This window comes from Roseovarius sp. MBR-6 (assembly GCF_040547525.1).
In the GTDB taxonomy this organism is placed as follows: domain Bacteria; phylum Pseudomonadota; class Alphaproteobacteria; order Rhodobacterales; family Rhodobacteraceae; genus Roseovarius.
Genome location: NZ_JBEPPW010000008.1, coordinates 26000 through 42600 on the forward strand (window position 1 = coordinate 26000; position 16601 = coordinate 42600).

13 protein-coding genes are annotated in these 16601 nt (G+C 65.6%); 7 read left to right on the forward strand and 6 right to left on the reverse strand.

Annotated elements, in window-relative coordinates:
• Nucleotides 1–16 precede the first annotated feature (16 nt).
• Together ABIE57_RS11565 and ABIE57_RS11570 are read left to right on the forward strand one after the other, a co-directional pair.
• A complete protein-coding gene (locus ABIE57_RS11565) occupies nucleotides 17–694 on the forward strand; it encodes an orotate phosphoribosyltransferase (protein WP_354539178.1) in 678 nt (225 codons plus the stop codon).
• A 207-nt stretch (nucleotides 695–901) separates the two neighbouring features.
• Nucleotides 902–2383, forward strand: a complete 1482-nt coding sequence (locus ABIE57_RS11570) for a replicative DNA helicase (RefSeq protein ID WP_354539179.1) — start codon at nucleotides 902–904, stop codon at nucleotides 2381–2383.
• A gap of 9 nt (nucleotides 2384–2392) precedes the next feature.
• Here ABIE57_RS11570 and ABIE57_RS11575 read toward each other — a convergent pair whose 3' ends face one another.
• Together ABIE57_RS11575 and ABIE57_RS11580 are read right to left on the reverse strand one after the other, a co-directional pair.
• Nucleotides 2393–4168 carry an SLC13 family permease gene (locus tag ABIE57_RS11575; RefSeq protein WP_354539180.1) on the reverse strand — a complete coding sequence of 592 codons (1776 nt, stop codon included), beginning with the start codon at nucleotides 4166–4168 and terminating at the stop codon, nucleotides 2393–2395.
• A gap of 217 nt (nucleotides 4169–4385) precedes the next feature.
• A complete protein-coding gene (locus tag ABIE57_RS11580) occupies nucleotides 4386–4655 on the reverse strand; it encodes an usg protein (RefSeq protein WP_354539181.1) in 270 nt (89 codons plus the stop codon).
• Nucleotides 4656–4848: 193 nt separating this feature from the next.
• On the opposite strand from ABIE57_RS11580, the gene gyrA reads away from it, so the two are divergent.
• Together gyrA and ABIE57_RS11590 are read left to right on the forward strand one after the other, a co-directional pair.
• Nucleotides 4849–7587 carry a DNA gyrase subunit A gene (gene gyrA / locus ABIE57_RS11585; protein ID WP_354539182.1) on the forward strand — a complete coding sequence of 913 codons (2739 nt, stop codon included), beginning with the start codon at nucleotides 4849–4851 and terminating at the stop codon, nucleotides 7585–7587.
• Nucleotides 7588–7731: 144 nt separating this feature from the next.
• Nucleotides 7732–8277 carry a hypothetical protein gene (locus ABIE57_RS11590; RefSeq protein ID WP_354539183.1) on the forward strand — a complete coding sequence of 182 codons (546 nt, stop codon included), beginning with the start codon at nucleotides 7732–7734 and terminating at the stop codon, nucleotides 8275–8277.
• 12 nt (nucleotides 8278–8289) lie between these two features.
• On the opposite strand, the gene ABIE57_RS11595 is transcribed toward ABIE57_RS11590, so the two are convergent.
• Nucleotides 8290–9405 (reverse strand): polysaccharide biosynthesis/export family protein, encoded by a 1116-nt coding sequence (locus ABIE57_RS11595; protein ID WP_354539184.1) that lies wholly within the window; start codon nucleotides 9403–9405, stop codon nucleotides 8290–8292.
• Between the two features lie 221 nt (nucleotides 9406–9626).
• On the opposite strand from ABIE57_RS11595, the gene ABIE57_RS11600 reads away from it, so the two are divergent.
• The 3 genes from ABIE57_RS11600 (at nucleotide 9627) to ABIE57_RS11610 (ending at nucleotide 13045) form a co-directional block, all read left to right on the forward strand.
• The gene (locus ABIE57_RS11600; protein ID WP_354539185.1) at nucleotides 9627–11153 is read left to right on the forward strand and encodes a polysaccharide biosynthesis protein; all 1527 of its coding nucleotides are present in this window, start codon (nucleotides 9627–9629) and stop codon (nucleotides 11151–11153) included.
• A 119-nt stretch (nucleotides 11154–11272) separates the two neighbouring features.
• The gene (locus ABIE57_RS11605) at nucleotides 11273–11779 is read left to right on the forward strand and encodes a flavin reductase family protein (RefSeq protein ID WP_354539186.1); all 507 of its coding nucleotides are present in this window, start codon (nucleotides 11273–11275) and stop codon (nucleotides 11777–11779) included.
• 45 nt (nucleotides 11780–11824) lie between these two features.
• The gene (locus tag ABIE57_RS11610) at nucleotides 11825–13045 is read left to right on the forward strand and encodes an MFS transporter (RefSeq protein WP_354539187.1); all 1221 of its coding nucleotides are present in this window, start codon (nucleotides 11825–11827) and stop codon (nucleotides 13043–13045) included.
• A 35-nt stretch (nucleotides 13046–13080) separates the two neighbouring features.
• Here ABIE57_RS11610 and ABIE57_RS11615 read toward each other — a convergent pair whose 3' ends face one another.
• The 3 genes from ABIE57_RS11615 to ABIE57_RS11625 form a co-directional block, all read right to left on the reverse strand.
• The gene (locus tag ABIE57_RS11615; RefSeq protein ID WP_354539188.1) at nucleotides 13081–13305 is read right to left on the reverse strand and encodes a DUF2842 domain-containing protein; all 225 of its coding nucleotides are present in this window, start codon (nucleotides 13303–13305) and stop codon (nucleotides 13081–13083) included.
• A 10-nt stretch (nucleotides 13306–13315) separates the two neighbouring features.
• On the reverse strand, nucleotides 13316–14611 hold the full coding sequence (locus ABIE57_RS11620; protein ID WP_354539189.1) for an adenylosuccinate synthase: 1296 nt from the start codon (nucleotides 14609–14611) through the stop codon (nucleotides 13316–13318).
• 276 nt (nucleotides 14612–14887) lie between these two features.
• Complete coding sequence (locus tag ABIE57_RS11625; protein WP_354539190.1) at nucleotides 14888–16528, reverse strand: acyl-CoA dehydrogenase family protein; 1641 nt, start codon at nucleotides 16526–16528, stop codon at nucleotides 14888–14890.
• Nucleotides 16529–16601 lie beyond the last annotated feature (73 nt).

The following is a 16601-nucleotide window of genomic DNA, read 5'->3' on the forward strand; positions in this document are numbered from 1 at the left end:
ACCCAAGGACCACGCCATGATCCCCAGCACCTACCCCCCCAAGGCCGACATCGCCCGCCTCACCGCGCGGATGCTGCTGGAAATCGGCGCGGTGCATTTCAATGCGGACGAGCCCTTCACCTTCGCCTCCGGTCTGCGCAGCCCGACCTATATCGACTGCCGCAAGCTCATCAGCTTTCCGCGCATCCGCTCGACGCTGATGGATTTTCTTACCATCACCGTGCTGCGCGAGGCCGGATTCGAGGCGTTCGACAATATCGCGGGCGGCGAGACGGCGGGCATACCGTTCGCGGCACTCGTGGCCGAGCGCATGGCCCTGCCGATGACCTATGTGCGCAAGAAACCCAAGGGGTATGGGCGGAATGCGCGCATCGAAGGCGCGATGAGCGAAGGCCAGCGCGTGCTCCTGGTCGAGGACCTGACCACCGATGGCGGCTCCAAGCTCAGCTTCGTTGATGCCATCCGCGAGACCGGGGCCACCTGCGGGCACACCGCCGTCATCTTCTATTACGGCATCTTCCCCGAGACCGAGAAAACCCTCGGCGATCACGGTGTCGCCCTGCACCACCTCTGCACCTGGCGCGACGTGCTGGCCGAGGCGCGCGCGCAAGGCAGTTTTGATGCCGGCACGCTGAGGGAGGTCGAATCGTTTCTCGACGATCCGCGCGGCTGGCAGGCGGCGCATCGCGACTGAGCCGCACACCGCGGCATAAAAATGCTTGTCTGCGGCAGGGATGCCACGCGGCCCCCATCGAAACCCCAGATATTGCGTCAAAGCCATCTTCCGTGGCAAGATAAGGGATAATCGCACGGCAGCGCTTATCCACAGACTTATCCCATCTGCCCCCGGCACGGGCGGGGCGGTATGCCGTCGGACCAGGGACAAGACAGGGCAGAGGCAATGAACGAGATCCGCGCATTCAACCCCACCGGAGCCGAGATCGAGGCCGCCGAGAGCGTGCCGCATTCGATCGAGGCCGAACAGCAACTGCTGGGCGCGATCCTCACCAACAATGACATCTACGACCGTGTCGCCTCGATCATCGGGGCGCAGCATTTCTATGACCCGGTCCATGCCCGCATCTTCGAGACCGCCGCCGCACGCATCGCGCGCAATGCGCTCGCCTCGCCGGTGACGCTGCGTGCTTTTCTTGAGGACGACACCGGGCTCAAGGAACTGGGCGGACCGGCCTATCTGGTGAAACTCGCCGGTGCCGCCATTTCGACCTATGCCGCGCGCGACTATGCGCAAATGATCTACGATCTGGCGATCCGGCGCGAGCTGATCGCGCTCGGTCACGACATCGCCGCCAAGGCCGCGCGCGTAGAGGTGGCAAGCGAGCCCGCCGAGCAGATCGTCGATGCCGAGCAGAAGCTCTACAAGCTGGCCGAACAGGGAAAGACCGATAGCGGCTTCCAGAGCTTTCTCAAGGCGGTCAAGGATGCCGTCGATGTGGCCAACGCCGCCTATCAGCGCGAGGGCGGGCTGGCCGGGGTCGCCACCGGCCTGACCGACATGGACCAGAAACTGGGGGGCCTGCACAAGTCCGACCTGCTGATCCTCGCCGGGCGCCCCTCGATGGGCAAGACCTCGCTTGCGACCAATATCGCGTTCAACGTCGCCAAGGCGTATAAGCGCGGCACGCTGCAAGACGGCACCGAAGGGGCGGTGGATGGCGGCGTGGTGGGGTTCTTCTCGCTGGAAATGAGCGCCGAACAGCTTGCGGGCCGCATCCTCGCCGAGGCGTCGGAAATCCCCTCGCACAAGATCCGCCGCGGCGACATGGACGAGGGCGAATTCCGCAGCTTTGTCGAGGCCGCGAAATCGCTCGAATCCTGTCCGCTTTTCATCGATGATACCGCCGCCCTGCCGATCAGCCAGATCGCCGCACGCGCGCGACGCCTCAAGCGCACGCATGGGCTTGACCTCTTGATCGTGGACTATCTCCAGCTTGTGCGCGGCACCGCCGAGAACCGGGTGCAGGAAATCGGCGAGATTTCCATGGGTCTCAAGGCCATCGCCAAGGAGCTGAACATCCCGGTGATCGCGCTCTCGCAGCTCTCGCGCCAGGTGGAAAACCGCGAGGACAAGCGCCCGCAGCTTTCGGACCTGCGCGAATCCGGCTCGATCGAGCAGGATGCCGATGTGGTCATGTTCGTCTTCCGCGAGGTCTATTACAAGGAACGCGAGAAACCGGGCGAGCACGAAATGGACAAGATGGCCGAGTGGCAGGAGGCCATGGCACGCCTGCACGGCAAGGCCGAGGTGATCATCGGCAAACAGCGTCATGGCCCCATCGGCACCATCGAGCTGAGCTTCGAGGAACAGTTCACGCGCTTCGGCAACCTCGTGAAGCCCTGGCAACAGGATCAGGGGCTCTGAGCCACCGCCTCAGAACGGAAAGAAAAACGGGATGACCAGCACCGCCACCACGGCGAAAATCACGTTGAGCGGCAGGCCGACCACAAGGAAATCGCGGAACTTGTAGCCCCCCGCACCATAGACGAATGTGTTGGTCTGATAGCCGATCGGGGTGGCAAAACTGGCCGAGGCGGCGAACATCACCGCCATGATGAAGGGGCGCGGATCATGGCCCAGTTGCACCGCCACCCCGATCACGATGGGACCGATGAGAATCGCCACCGCGTTGTTCGTGACCATCTCTGTCAGAACGCTGGTCAGCACATAGACCGCCGCAAGGATCACCAATGGGCCGAACCCCTCCAGCAGGCCCACAACCGTCTCGACAATAAGCCGCGCCGTGCCCGTCTCCTGCATGCCGAGGCTGACCCCCAGCATCCCGAAAATGAGGAAGAGAATCCGCCAGTCGATCGCATCGAACGCCTCGTCGGGATCAACACAGCGGGTCATCATGACCACCACCGCGCCGATGACCGCCAGCCCCGCAATCGGCATGACATTGGCCGCCGCAAGGCCCATGACCCCGAGGATCGTCAGAATGGCAATCGGTGCCTTCGAGCGCCGCATCGCCTGTTCCGAAGGCGTGGTGAGATTGACGATGCCACCATCCTCCATCAGCCGCTGAATGCCCTCGGGCGGCCCTTCAAGCAGCAATGTATCGGCGAATTGCAGACGCACGTCCTGCAACTCCTGGCTGATGTTCTGCTCCTGCCGGTGCACCGCCATCAGGTAGACGCCATATTTGCGGCGCAGCTTGAGGTCCTTGATGGGTTTGCCACGCAGGTGCGAATTGGGGCCGACGCTGGCCTCCATGGTGATCGTCTGATCCGCCGTCACCGGCTCGAACCCGCTGTCATCCATGCCGCGAAACTCGATCTCGCCATTGTCCTTCAGGCCGAGGATCTCGCCCGTATCGGTCTTGATCACCACCCGGTCGCCCGCCTCGAGCACGATCTCCTTGAGATGCCGGCGCATCGAGACCTCGCCGCGCACCACGTCGAGGATGCGCGCGCCCGCGCGGTTGAACGGCAGGTCGCTCAGCTTCTTGCCGATATATTTCGATTCGTGCGGGATAAGCAGTCGCGCGAGGAACTTGCGCTTGCTCTCCTGGCCCAGAACGCTGGCAAGCGATGCGCGGTCGGGCAACAGGAAGCGTCCGGCAAAGACCATGTAGATCAGCCCCACCGTGGCAAAGACCAGCCCCGGCAGGGTCATCTCGAACATGGTGATCGGCGGCTGGCCCGCCTCGCGCGCGACCCCGCTCATCAGGATGTTGGTCGAGGTGCCCACCAGTGTCAGCGTGCCGCCGAAAATGGCCGAGAAACTCAGCGGAATAAGCAGCTTGGACGAGGACACGCCGACCGAGGAGGCGACCGAGATCATCACCGGCGTGAGCAGGATCACCACCGGTGTGTTGTTCATGAAGGCCGAGGCCCCCATTGCACCCAGCATCATGAACAGGATCGTGCGCAGAAAGGAGCCCCGCGCCTGGCGGCGCAGAAAGCCCCCGATCATCTCGAGCACGCCGGTGCGTTCGAGGGCAGCCGAGATGATGAACATCATGGCGATGGTAATGGGCGCGGAGGAGCCGAATACCTTGAGAAAATCGCCCGTATCCACGACCCCCGTGGCCAGAAGCAGCGCGGACGCGCCAAGCGCCGTCACCTCGGGCGGATAGATTTCCTTGAAAAACCCTACAAAGACCACCACCAGAAGCAGCAACATGAATATCTGTTCGAGCGTCATGGCCTCGCCGTTCCCGATTACCGCGCATCACGCGCGCAGTAACGTAAGCCAAGCCACATTTTCAACCGCGAAATGGCCTCTGGGTCGACCGTGGCGCAGGCGTCCGCCAGCAATGGTGCCCGGAACGTGCCGGTTTCTTCTGGCCGGAAATATCCCGGGGGTGTGGGGGCTGGCCCCCACTTGACCCTGCGTGTGGGGGCTGGCCCCCACCCCGCCCTCAATGCAGCGTGAATTCGCCCGTCACATTGCGCCATTCACCGGGCGCGATCATCTTGCGATGGGTGAACCGCACCGAATGCAACGGCCCCTCGATCTCGCGCTGCCAGAATTCGATGAACCCGAAAAGCTTCGGATGATCGGGCGCGATATCGTAATCCTGCCACAGATAGCTGTTGAGCACGTTTTTGTAATCGGGCATCCGGTAGAAGAATTCCGCCGTGGTGAGCCCGTAGCCCTTCAGCATGAGTTCGGTCTCTGACATGTCCATGTTTCTGCTCCTGTCATGTGCCTGACAGGACCAATGTGCCATCAAAAATTTACTTTTCAATGAAAACAGTATGTTATCACTCGTGATCCGAGGCTGCCAGACGCCCCGGCCCAGCCCCATTGCACCCCATATCATGGAACTGTTATAGTCTGCCCAACAAGATATAGCGGCAGATCACAGGACCATCAAAAACGTGAGCGATACGCCCCAACCCCCTGAAATAACAGGCGAAACCCCGCCAGAGCCGCCCCGCCACCACGGGCCGCAGATCTCGATCACGCAGGAGATGAAGGTCTCCTATCTCGATTATGCCATGAGCGTGATCGTGAGCCGCGCGATCCCTGACCTGCGCGACGGCCTCAAACCCGTGCACCGACGCATCCTCTATGCCATGCATGAGGGCGGCAACACCCACGACAAGCCCTACCGCAAATCGGCCCGCGCCGTGGGGGACGTGATGGGCAAATACCACCCGCACGGGGATTCGGCGATCTATGATGCGCTGGTGCGCATGGCACAGGACTTCTCGATGTCGCTGCCGCTTCTGGATGGGCAGGGCAATTTCGGCTCGATGGACGGCGATAACGCGGCGGCCATGCGCTACACCGAGGTGCGCATGGACAAGCCGGCCGCCTATCTGCTGGCCGACATCGACAAGGACACCGTCGATTTTCAGGACAATTACGACGGCAAGGACCGCGAACCCAGCGTCCTGCCCGCGCGTTTCCCCAACATGCTGGTCAATGGCGCGGGTGGTATTGCCGTCGGCATGGCCACCAACATCCCGCCGCACAATCTGGGCGAGGTGGTCGATGCCACGCTGGCGCTGATCGACGATCCGGAGCTTGAGAGCGAGGACCTGATCCGCTACGTCCCCGGCCCGGATTTTCCCACCGGCGGGCTGATGCTGGGCCGCTCGGGCGCGCGCAAGGCCTATCTGGAGGGGCGCGGCAGCGTCATCATCCGCGCCCGCACCCATGTGGAGGAGTTGCGCAAGGACCGCTTTGCCATCGTCATCGACGAGATCCCCTATCAGGTGAACAAGGCCACGATGATCGAGCGCATCGCCGAGGCCGCCCGCGACAAGCGCATCGAGGGCATCGCCCATGTGCAGGACGAGAGCGACCGCAACGGCGTGCGCGTCGTGGTCGAACTCAAACGTGACGCCACCGCCGATGTGGTCCTCAACCAGCTTTTCCGCTTTACCCCGATGCAGACATCCTTTGGCTGCAACATGCTGGCGCTCAATGGCGGCAAGCCCGAGCAGTTGACCCTGCACCGCTTCCTGTCGCTCTTCATCCAGTTCCGCGAAGAGGTGGTGGCACGGCGCACCGCGTTCGAGCTGCGCCGCGCGCGCGAGCGGGCGCATGTGCTCTGCGGTCTCGCGGTCGCGGTCTCGAACGTGGACGAGGTTGTGGCCACGATCCGCGCCTCTGCCGACGCCGCCGAGGCGCGGGTGAAGCTGATGACGCGGCGCTGGCCCGCAGGCGACATCCTGCCCTATATCGCGCTCATCGACGACCCCTCCCACCGCGCCAACGCGGACGGCACCTATAACCTGTCCGAGGTGCAGGCCCGCGCGATTCTCGATCTGCGCCTGCAACGGCTCACGCAACTGGGCGTCAAGGAGGTGACGGACGAGTTGCAGGACCTTGCCGGCAAGATCAAGGACTACCTCGCCATCCTCGCCAGCCGCGAGCGGATCATGGAGATCATCTCGGACGAACTGCGCGAGGTGCGCGAGCTTTTCGCCGTGCCGCGCCGCACCGAGATCGTGGACTGGTCCGGCGACATGGAGGACGAGGACCTCATCGAGCGCGAGGAGATGGTGGTCACGATCACCCAGGGCGGTTACATCAAACGCACGGCGCTTGACGAGTTCCGCTCCCAGAAGCGCGGCGGCAAGGGTCTGTCGAGCATGGCCACCAAGGACGAGGATGTTGTCACCTCGCTTTTCGTGGCCAATACCCACACGCCGCTGCTGGTCTTCACCACCGACGGCATGGTCTACAAGCTCAAGACCTGGCGGCTGCCGCAGGGCGGGCGCACCTCCAAGGGCAAGGCCATCGTCAACATCCTGCCGATTCCGGCGGGGGTGTCGATCGCGGCCCTTCTGCCCGTGGACCGCGCCGAAGAGGATTGGGATGATCTCCAGATCGTCTTTGCCACCTCGGCGGGCGACGTGCGGCGCAATGCGCTGAGCGATTTCGTCAACGTCAAGCGCAACGGCAAGATCGCCATGGACCTGCCCGAGGGCGTCGAGATGGTCAATGCACGCATCTGTTCGGACGACGAGGACGTGATGCTTGTCACAGATTCGGGCCGCGCGATCCGGTTCCAGGTGGGCGATGTGCGCGTGTTCAAGGGGCGCAAATCCACCGGCGTGCGTGGCATCCGCCTGCTCAATGGCGACCGTGTCGTGTCGATGTCGGTCATCCGCCATTTCGAGGCCACGCCGGACGAGCGCGCGGCCTTCCTCAAGCGGTTCCGGGCCGAGTTCGGTGCCGACCCCGAGGAAGACATCACCGACCCCGAAGCCATGGGCAATGCCGATGCCGCCCTGCCCGAGGCGCGCTATCAGGAAATGCTGGCCGCGCAGGACCTGATCCTGACCATAACCGCGCGCGGCACGGGCAAGCTCTCGTCCAGCCACGACTACCCGGTGCGCGGGCGCGGCGGCCAGGGCGTGACCGCCATCGAGAAAACGATGCGCGGCGGTCCGCTTGTCGCCTCCTTCCCGGTTGCCCGCGAGGATCAGATCATGCTCGCCACCTCCACCGGCCAATCCATCCGTGTGCCCGTTGAGGGAATTTCCTTCCGCTCGCGCGCGGCGGGCGGCGTGCGGGTGTTCAACACCGGCGCGGGCGAAGAGGTGGTCTCCGTCGCCTGGATCGCCGATCAGGCGGATGAAAGCGACGCGCCCGAGGTCTGACCCGCGCGGTCGCCGGGCCTTCATTAACCTTTTATTTGCCGAATTTCGGCCCGATTGTCAGGTGACAGTCGGGCCGACTACATTCGCAATAGTTGTATATGGTGTCCGGTTTTCCCCTTTTAACGATGAACAGGACCACCCGTCATGAAACGTGCCCCCGCCCCCGTCGTCGATCAGATCGGCCTCAACCTGCTGCGCATCGTGACCGGCACCTATTTCATGGCTCTGGCCCTCGGGTTGATCGAAGGCTTCGATTCCGCCGCCCTCTTCCGTCCTCTCATGGGACCCGCTGCCGCCGAGACCCTTGGCGCGACACTGCTGCTGAGCCTCGCCATCTGGTTCATGCTGGGCACCGCGCTGCGGCTTGCGGCGCTGAGCCTTGCGCTCCTCGTGCTCAGTTCAAGTTTCATGGCGAATTTCATCGTCGGCCCGACCGAAAACCTGTCGGCCTTCTGGTATGATCTGACCCTCGCCTGCGCGGTGCTGCTCAGCTATATGACACTCGACACCCGCAACATGCGCCGCGCCTCGATTTTCGCGCATCGCGCGCGGCTCCGCCGGATTGCCGCACTGCGCCGGATCAAGCCGCGCCCCGTGGCCTCTGGCCCCGAGACGGACAAATCCGCATCGCGCCGCCCCCGTCCGAAGGTCACGGACGAGGAAGAAACCAACATTTTTGCCAATATCTGAGGCGGTTGGTCGTCAATCCGAGACGTTGTTGGCCGTGGCCCCGATGCCGACCACGGTGCCGAACAGGCCAAGGATGGTCTGCACCCGCGTGACCGGCGATTCGGTCGCCAGAACGGTATCGCCGGGATGGATCGGAAAGGCGCGCGCGGCAAAAAGCCCGTCAGCGGCACTCAGATCGAGGCTGAACACCACCTGCGCCATCTGTGGCCCCGGCTGTGCGCGCAGGGCCTCGGCGGGAAAATCGCGCAGGATCAGAAGGCCCTTGGGATCGGCGCGCGCCGCGCTCAGCCCGCCCATGGCCGAGACCGCCTCCATCGCGGTCATGGCTTCTTTCTCGAAATGGATCACCTTTTGCGTGCCTGCCGCGCCAAGCGCGTTGAAGCTGCGGTCATCCTCGATCACCACCACCTGATCGCCCCCGCGCAAGAGCACGTTACGGGCCGGATCGCGCAGCAGCGTCTCGGCGCGCGCCTCGAAGCGGTGGCCGTCACGTTGCAACACCACGAGCGGATGGCGCAGATCGGCGGCAATGCCGCCTGCCTCGGCCAGCACGCTCAGGATGCGCGTATTGCGGCTGTCAAGCGGATAGCGCCCCGGCGTGCCAACGCCCGAGACCACATCCACGGTGTTGTTGCGCCCCGCCTCAACGGCAAGCTGCACCTGCGCGTTGGGGGCGATATCGGCAAGCGCGCTTTGCACATGCGCGCGCGCCTCATCGGTGCTCATGCCGCCCACCACCACCTCGCCCACATAGGGCATGAAGATCGCCCCCGAGGAAGAGACCGTCATCGTCGGCACCGCGGTGAGCCGTGCGTCGGGCGTGGCGAGCAGCGAATTTTCCTGCGAATCCCAGATCGACAGGTCGATCCGGTCGCCGCTGCGGATCACCGAGGAGTCCGGTCCGCGCCCCGCCTGCGGCCAGTGATAGCGCCCGCTCCAGCCGGTGACGGGCCATCGCGCCAGTTCCGGCACCCGGGCGCGCGTGACCTCGACAACCTGAAAGGTCGGCGTCCCGGAGCCGTGCGGGCGCAGCACATCGGATTGCAGAGCGGCCCCGCTCGGAAGCGTGCAGGCGGTTGCGACAAGACACAGGAGCAAAGCCCCGAGACCCCGGCAGAATGGCAGCACAGTCAAGACCCCCCGATCCGAATGACTGATTTCAAGTACATGACCTCCTACCGTGCAAGGCGCGAAGGACACAATCAAAAACTTGGCGCAAGGCTCGTGCGACGGGGACGCTCCTTCCCGTCACACTGCGGTGAAGACCATTGCCCCACACGTCCTACAGTCCTTAGTGTAGACGCAAAGCGCGCGCCCGCCCTCGGAGCGCGCCTGAAACGGAGACGCCCATGCCCGACCGCCTGTCGCGCGCCCTGCGCCGCTTTCGCGGACGGATCACGCGCCCCGCCCCCGCACCGTCAGACCCGGATACGTCCCGCCTGCCGATTCTGATCTATGGCGCGGGCCAGACCGGGCAACAGCTTGCCGCGGCACTCAGGACCGATAACAGCATGCGCATCGTGGCCTTTGTCGATGATGAGCCGCGCCTGCGCGGGCTGATCATCGCCGGTCTGCGCGTCCATGGCCCCGAGGCCATCGACACGCTGATCGCGCAACACGGCGTCGCGCGCATCATCCTGGCCATGCCAAGCGCCACGGAGGCCGCGCGCGCGCGGCTCAGCCGCCGCCTGGCCGCGACCGGCTGCGAGGTTCATGCGCTGCCCTCCTTCGCGGACCTGATCACCGGCCGCGCCGTCGCACTCTATGACAGCCGGCCCATCGACCCGGCCTCGCTTCTGGGCCGCGACGCGCTGGAACACGAATTGCCCGGTGTCACCAGTGCCTATGCCGGGCGGCGCATCCTTGTGACCGGGGCGGGCGGTTCCATCGGCTCGGAGCTGTGCCGCCAGCTTGTCACCTGCGCGCCGAAATCGCTTGTGCTGCTCGATCATGGCGAGCACGCGCTCTTTCAGATCGAGCGCGAGTTGCGGGATCTGGCCCCCGAGGTCGAGATCATTCCCATACTTGGCTCGGTCACGCAGGCGGCGCTCGTCAACGTGCTGATGCGCGCCAAGAAGATCGACGTGGTGCTCCATGCCGCTGCCTACAAGCATGTGCCGATGATGGAATTGAACGCCATCGAGGGGATGCGCAACAACGTGATCGGCACCCGCACCGTTGCCCATGCCGCGCGCGAGGCGGGGGTGGAGCGGTTCATCCTCGTCTCGACCGACAAGGCGGTGCGCCCCACCTCGGTCATGGGGGCGTCCAAACGCTTTGCGGAAATGATCGTGCAGGATCTCGCCACCCGCTCGCCCGGCACCCGGTTCTCCATGGTGCGCTTCGGCAATGTGCTGGGCTCCTCGGGCTCGGTCATCCCCACATTCGCCGAACAGATCGCGCGCGGCGGTCCCATCACGCTGACCCATCCGGATGTCACGCGCTATTTCATGACCATCCCCGAGGCGGTGCGGCTGGTGTTGCTGGCAGGCACTTTCGCGCGCGGCGGGGATGTCTTCGTGCTCGACATGGGCGCGCCGGTCCGGGTGCGTGACATAGCCCTCAGGATGATCGAGGCGTCGGGGCTGCGCCTGCGCGATGCCGACACCCCCGACGGCGATATCGAGATCGCCGTCACCGGTCTGCGCCCCGGCGAGAAGCTGCACGAGGAATTGCTGATCGGGTCGGACATGCTGACCACGCCGCACCCGCGTATCCTGCGCGCGCAGGAGGGGCACCTGTCCGAACTGGAACTGGTCAAGGCGCTGAAATCGCTGTCCGAGGCGATCGAGACCCGCGACGTGGCCCTTTTGCGGCGAATCCTCGGGCAATGGATCGAGCAGACCGAGGCCGAGCCTGCGCGCGAAGAGGGCTGAACCGGGACGCACGGCCTTTCCTCCTGTCTTTTCGGCCCTATCTGCCGCCGACACGGTCACGTCTTTACCATGACGCATTTGACCGTTACCCAAGGTCCGGCCTGCCAGAGGAGACGCGCGTGAACACCCCCTGCCCCCAAGTCGGACGCGATGCCTTTCTTGCCGCCATGCGGCAGGTGGCGGCAACCGTCACGGTGGTGACGACCCAGGGAAGCGCAGGCCGCGTCGGCGCGACGGTCAGTGCCTTCACCTCGCTCTCGGCCGATCCGCCCTCGGTGCTGGTCTGCCTGCGCGCCGACAGCCGCATCGCGCAGGCGGTGGTGGAAAACGGGGTGTTCTGCGTCAACATCCTGCCCGAGGATGCGGTCGAGGTGGCCCGCGCCTTTGCCGGCCCCTCGCCGGACGACCCCGCCGACCGCTTTGCCGGCCTTGCCATAGCCCCCGACCCGCACGGTCCGCGCTTGCCGCGCGCAACGGCCTTTGCCTGCACCCTGACCGGTCATGTGCTGCACGCCACCCATGCGATCTGCATCGGCACCGTGGCGGGGCTGACGGTGGCGGGGGGCGAAAAGCCGCTCACCTACCTGAGCGGCAGCTATCATCGCCTGCACCCGCACGAGGGCTGAGCGCCCCCCTTGCGCCCGCCCCGGCGCGGGTCTAGCAAAGCGGGTATGACCGAGACCGCCCTCTCCCGCTCTGACGACACCCGCGCACGCCGCAACGTGGCCGTGCTCGTCGGCGCGCAGGCGATCCTTGGCGCGCAATTACCGATGATCTTCGTCGTGGGCGGGCTGGCGGGACAGTCGCTCGCCACCAATATCTGTTTCGCCACGCTGCCCATTTCGCTCATCGTGCTGGGCTCGATGCTCTCGGCCACGCCGATGTCGCATGTGATGCAGAAATTCGGGCGGCGCGCGGGGTTCTTCATCGGTGCGCTCTTCGGGGCCATGGGCGGCGCGGTCGGGGCCTGGGGGTTATACGAGGCGTCCTTTCCGATCTTTCTGCTGGGCAGCTTTCTGACCGGGACCTACATGTCGGCGCAGGGGTTCTATCGCTTCGCCGCCGCCGATACGGCCAGCGAAACGTTCCGCCCCAAGGCCATCTCCTATGTCATGGCGGGCGGGCTCCTGAGTGCCATCGTGGGGCCGCAACTGGTCAAGCTCACCTCTCAGGCGATGGTGATTCCGTTTCTCGGCACCTATCTGGCGGTGATCGGGGTGAACCTTCTGGGCGCGCTTCTGTTCCTGCTTCTGGACATCCCGCGCCCGCCCGTGCCCGCCCATGACGCGCCGCGCGGGCGCTCGCGCATGGAGCTGTTGCGCACGCCGCGCATCGCCGTGGCGGTGATTTGCGCCACGGTGGCCTACGCGCTGATGAATCTCGTGATGACCTCGACTCCGCTCGCCGTGGTGGGCTGCGGCTTCACGCCAAGCCACGCCGCCGATATCGTCTCGGCGCATGTGCTGGCCATGTATATCCCGTCCTTCTTCACCGGCCACCTGATCGTGCGGTTCGGGGTGGAGAAGATCGTGGCCACGGGCCTTGTCATCCTTGCGGGCGCGGGGGCGGTGGCGCTCTCGGGCGTGGCGCTGGAGAATTTCTTTGTCGCGCTGATCCTGCTGGGGCTGGGATGGAATTTCGGCTTTATCGGCGCGACCACGATGCTTGCAGGCGAGCACGGCGCGCATGAGCGGGGCCGTGTTCAGGGGATGAACGATCTGATCGTGTTCGGCGGCGTGACCTTCGCCTCGCTCTCGTCGGGCGGGCTGATGAACTGCTCGGGCGGCACGCCGGAGGCGGGGTGGACCGCCGTCAACCTGGCGATGATCCCGTTTCTCACCCTGGCGGGGGCAGCGCTCATCTGGCTGGCGCTGCGCCCGCGGACGGCGTGATCTTTCGAGTATTTGTGGAACGATGAAACGGGGGCTCAGTCCTGCCGCGCATCGGGGTCCGGTTGACCCACACCAAGGAAAAGCCGCCGGAGCGGCACGATCCAGACGATCCCGAGGCCAACATAGACGAGGATTTCCAGCCAGAAGGGCGGGCGGTCGAAGAGGCCCACCACCGTCACCGCCGCCACGATCCAGAGCGGCATCCCCACGATCAGAACCACGAGGGACCAGCGTTTGCGCGCGCGGTGGCTGAGCGGCATGGGCTATTCCTTAATCGGCGAACGGGTCTGTCACGAGGATGGTATCCTCGCGCTCGGGTGAGGTGGAAAGTAGGGCTACCGGGCAGCCGATCAACTCTTCCACCCGGCGCACGTATTTGATGGCCTCGGCGGGCAGGTCGGCCCAGCTTCGCGCGCCTTCGGTGGATTGGGCCCAGCCGGGCAGTTCCTCGTAGATCGGCACGCAGCGTGCCTGCGCCTCGGCGGCCATCGGCAGATGATCGAGCCGTGTGCCGTCCAGATCGTAGCCCACGCAGATTTTCAGGGTCTCGAACCCGTCGAGCACGTCAAGCTTGGTCAGCGCGATACCGTTCATGCCCGAGGTGGCGCAGGTCTGGCGCACGAGGCAGGCATCGAACCAGCCGCAGCGCCGCTTGCGCCCCGTGACCGTGCCGAATTCATGGCCGCGCGTGCCCAGCCGCTCGCCATCGGCGTCGTCAAGCTCGGTCGGGAACGGGCCTTCGCCCACGCGGGTGGTATAGGCCTTGACGATGCCCAGCACATAGTCGATGGCCCCCGGCCCGAGGCCCACGCCGGTGGCCGCCTGCCCCGCGATCACGTTGGAGGAGGTGACAAAGGGATAGGTGCCAAAGTCGATATCCAGAAGCGCGCCCTGCGCGCCCTCAAACAGGATACGCTTGCCCGCGCGGCGTGCCTCCAGCAGCACCTTCCAGACCGGCCCGGCATAGGGCAGGATCTGCGGCGCGATCTCTTGCAGTTGGGCAATGAGCGCGTCGCGGTCCACCGGCGCGATCCCCAGCCCCCGGCGCAGCGGATCGTGATGCTGGAGCGCGCGGTCCACCCGCGCGATCAGCGTCGCCTCGTCGGACAGATCGGCGACGCGCACCGCGCGGCGGCCGACCTTGTCCTCATAGGCCGGGCCGATGCCCCGCCCGGTGGTGCCGATCTTGGTGCCCTTGCTTGCCGCCTCCTCGCGCGCGCGGTCCAACTCGCCGTGGATCGGCAGGATCAGCGGCGTATTCTCGGCGATCATCAGCGTTTCGGGCGTGATGCTCACGCCCTTCTCGCGGATGGCCGCGATCTCGCTCAGCAGATGCCAGGGATCGAGCACCACGCCATTGCCGATCACCGAGAGCTTGCCGCCGCGCACCACGCCCGAGGGCAGCGCATTCAACTTGTAGACCTTGCCGTCGATCACGAGGGTATGGCCCGCATTGTGCCCGCCCTGGAAGCGCGCGATCACATCGGCGCGCTCGCTCAGCCAATCGACAAGCTTGCCCTTTCCCTCATCGCCCCACTGGGCGCCCACGACGACGACATTGGCCATGATGATCCTCTCGGCAAGCTGGAGTGCGCGCGCCGGTATAGCGGGGCGCGGCGCGGGGGGAAACCGGAATTTCAAGCCCGGACCCCGATCGTCTTGACGCGGACACCGGTTCCGGATCGGGCCGCCTCGCAGTCTCGTCCCCTACCGTTTACGCAAGGCACTCGAACCCGAGGGCGACGGTGTGAGGCGGCCCTTCATGGCCGGGATATCCTGAACCATGCCTTGCCTGTATTTCCGCTTCCCTTTGATTTTGCAAGTATACTGTTCGGTTTGCTTTCAATCGGACCGATCACCGAGCCGCGCCAGCACCGCGCCCGTGTCGATCCCCGCGACGGCCCCCGCCACGCGCCCGCGCGGTTCGGCCAGCCGGGTGGCCACATAGGCCCCCGCCACCGCCCCCGGTGCGTGGCGCAAAAGCACCGAAGCCGTGAGCAAGGTGGCAAGACTCTCGGCGTAAAACCGCGCCTGCCCTTCCTCGGGCAGTCTGGGAAAGGTCTGCATATGCGCCTGCATCGCCGCGTCAAAGCGCCGGTCCTGCCCCGCCACCGTCGCCAGTTCGGCGCCGAGCACCTCGCCCGCCAGCGGCTCGCGGCGCAGGGTGCGCAGGATGTCGAGGCAGATCACGTTGCCCGACCCCTCCCAGATCGAGTTGAGCGGCGCCTCGCGGTAGAGCATCGGCAGGGGCGTATCCTCGACATAGCCCATGCCGCCCAAGGTCTCCATCGCCTCGTAGACGAGGCCCGGGCAGAGCTTGTTGCCGAGGAACTTGGCCAGCGCCACGCCGAGGCGCGCAAAGGCGCGCGCCGCCTCGCCCTGCCCGTCAAAGGCGCGCGCCACATGCAGGCCCAGCGCGAGCGTCCCCTCCCAGTCGAGCGCAAGATCGGCCAGAACGGCGCGCATCAGCGGCTGGTCGATGAGACGTTTCTGAAAGGCGCTGCGATGGCAGGCCCAGTGATGCGCCTCCGAGAGTGCCGCGCGCATCAGCCCCGCCGGGGCCATGGCGGTATCGAGGCGGGTGTGATGCACCATCTCGATGATCGTGCGCACGCCCGCACCCTCCTCGCCCAGCCGGTGCGCGATGGCACCGTGATACTCGATCTCGGCCGAGGCATTGGCGCGGTTGCCCAATTTATCCTTGAGCCGCTGGATATGGATGGCGTTGCGCCCCCCCTCCAGCCAGCGCGGCACAAGAAAACAGGTAAGCCCCCCCTCCGCCTGCGCCAGCGTCAGGAATCCGTCGGACATCGGTGCGGAGCAGAACCATTTATGCCCCGTGAGGCGATACTGATCGCCCTCGGCCTCTGCCCGCGTGGTGTTGGCGCGAATGTCCGAGCCGCCCTGTTTCTCGGTCATCGCCATGCCCATCGTGGCCCCGCCCTTGGCCCGCAGCGGGCGCATCGCGGGATCATAAAGCCGCGCCGTCAGCTTTGGCACCCAATCCGCCAGCAGCGCCTTGTCGGCCTTGAGCGCGGGCACGGCGGCATAGGTCATGGTCATCGGACAGCACACGCCCGGCTCCACCTGGGACATGAGATAGACCATGGCGGCATGGGTGGCATGACCGCCCTTCGCCCCCTCCCACGGGATCGCGGCATAGCCCGCGCCCAGCCCCACCTGCATCAGCCGGTGATAGGCGGGATGAAAGCGCACCTCGTCAAGCCGTCGCCCGCCCGCGTCAAAAAGCACCGCCTCGGGCGCGTGGCGGTTCGCGTCGCGGCCCATGGCGCGCATCTCGCCCGTGCCGATCATCGCCCCGAAATCGCCAAGCCGCGCCGTATCCGTCCCCGCCGCCACCGCGTGATCATTGAGCGCGGGATCATCGGCCCAGAGGTCCAGATCGCCGCGCGGCGCGGGTTGATTGGCAACCTCATGGGTGCCGAGGTGCTCATGGCCGGGTGTGCCGGGGGTCTGGGGCATCGCGGCGCTCCTTTCGGCCGCGATGCTAGGCCCTTGGCGCGGAACGCGAAAGGGGATTCACAAAACCGCAAGC